We start from the raw sequence: 1,506 nt of genomic DNA on the forward strand, positions 1-1,506 counted from the left end.
CTTTTGCGGCTGACGCCCTACCTCGATCGCACGCCGCTCAATCTTTCGGGCGGCCAGCAGCAGCGCACGGCCCTGGCGCGGGCGATCGTGAAGAAGGCGAAGCTGGTGCTGCTGGACGAGCCCCTGGCGAACCTCGACTACAAGCTGCGCGAGGAGCTGCGGGCGGAACTGCCGAAGATCTTTGCCGAATCCGGGGCGATCTTCGTCTATGCGACGACGGAACCGTCGGAGGCGCTGCTGCTCGGCGGCAACACGGCGACCCTGTCGGAGGGACGGGTGACGCAGTTCGGGCCGACGGTGGATGTCTATCGCCGCCCGGCCGATCTCGTCAGCGCCATGACCTTCTCGGACCCGCCGCTGAATGCGATCGCGGTGGAGAAGCGGGGTGGCCAGTTCGTCTCGGGCGGGGTGGCGGTGCTGCCGGTGCCGGGACATCTCGCCCATATCGCGGACGGATCCTATACGCTGGGCTTCCAGCCGCACCACGTGTNTGGCCAGTTCGTCTCGGGCGGGGTGGCGGTGCTGCCGGTGCCGGGACATCTCGCCCATATCGCGGACGGATCCTATACGCTGGGCTTCCAGCCGCACCACGTGTCGCTCGCCGCCCCGGAAGGCCGGGCGTCAGCGCCGATCACGGGCCGCACGCTGGTCTCGGAGATCTCGGGCTCGGAAAGCTTCGTGCATGTGTCCTTTGCCGGCACGAGCCTGGTGCTCCTGGCGCACGGCATTCACGACATCGAGCCGGACCGGGAGATCACGCTCTTCGTGCATCTCGACCACCTCATGGCCTTTGCGCCGGACGGGCGGGCGGTCGTTGGACCAGCGGCGAAGGCCGCGTGAAGGGAAGATGCCCGCGAAGGCCGCGTGAAGGAAAGAAGCTGGCGAAAGCCGCGTGAAGGGAAGATGCCGGCGAAGGCCGGGTGACAAGAGAACGACCGCGAAGGCGGCATGAGGGAATGCCCCGGCCACGGCTTTGGTGGCGGGATACGGGAACGGGACGGGTGATGGCGCGCAAAGACGCCGGCCCGGACGAGACGTCGAAGCGCATGCGGCAGGTCTTCGGGGCCGGCTGTTTGCAGGAGGAGCGGGACGGGCGAGCCTTTGGAGGGGCTCGTCATGCTCTCGCAAGGAGGAACGATGGCGCGCATCACGCTGGATCATATCCGCCATGCCTACGGGATCCGTCCCTCGGCACCGAAGGATTATGCGCTGAGGGAAGTGCATCACGAGTGGGAGGATGGCGGGGCCTATGCGCTGCTCGGCCCGTCCGGCTGCGGCAAGACCACGCTGCTCAACATCATCTCCGGGCTCGTGACGCCCTCGGAGGGTCGCATCCTGTTCGATGGGCGCGACGTGACGCGGGCGTCGACGGAAGCGCGCAACATCGCGCAGGTCTTCCAGTTCCCGGTCGTCTACGACACGATGACGGTCTACGACAATCTGGCCTTCCCGCTGCGCAACCGCGGCGTGGGGGAGGCGGAGGTGAAGCGCCGCGTCGAGGCGATC

Annotated in this window: 2 protein-coding genes; both read left to right on the forward strand. The window is 67.6% G+C overall.

What is annotated here, in order from left to right; translation table 11 throughout:
- On the forward strand, window positions 1–840 hold an 840-nt coding region (locus ACED18_RS20515), incomplete at its 5' end, for an ABC transporter ATP-binding protein (RefSeq protein ID WP_377295452.1).
- A 297-nt stretch (window positions 841–1,137) separates the two neighbouring features.
- Window positions 1,138–1,506 (forward strand): ATP-binding cassette domain-containing protein (locus ACED18_RS20520; RefSeq protein ID WP_377291157.1); only part of this gene is annotated, 369 nt, incomplete at its 3' end.

The organism is Rhizobium sp. SG2393, from assembly GCF_042610495.1.
Lineage (GTDB): Bacteria > Pseudomonadota > Alphaproteobacteria > Rhizobiales > Rhizobiaceae > RU20A.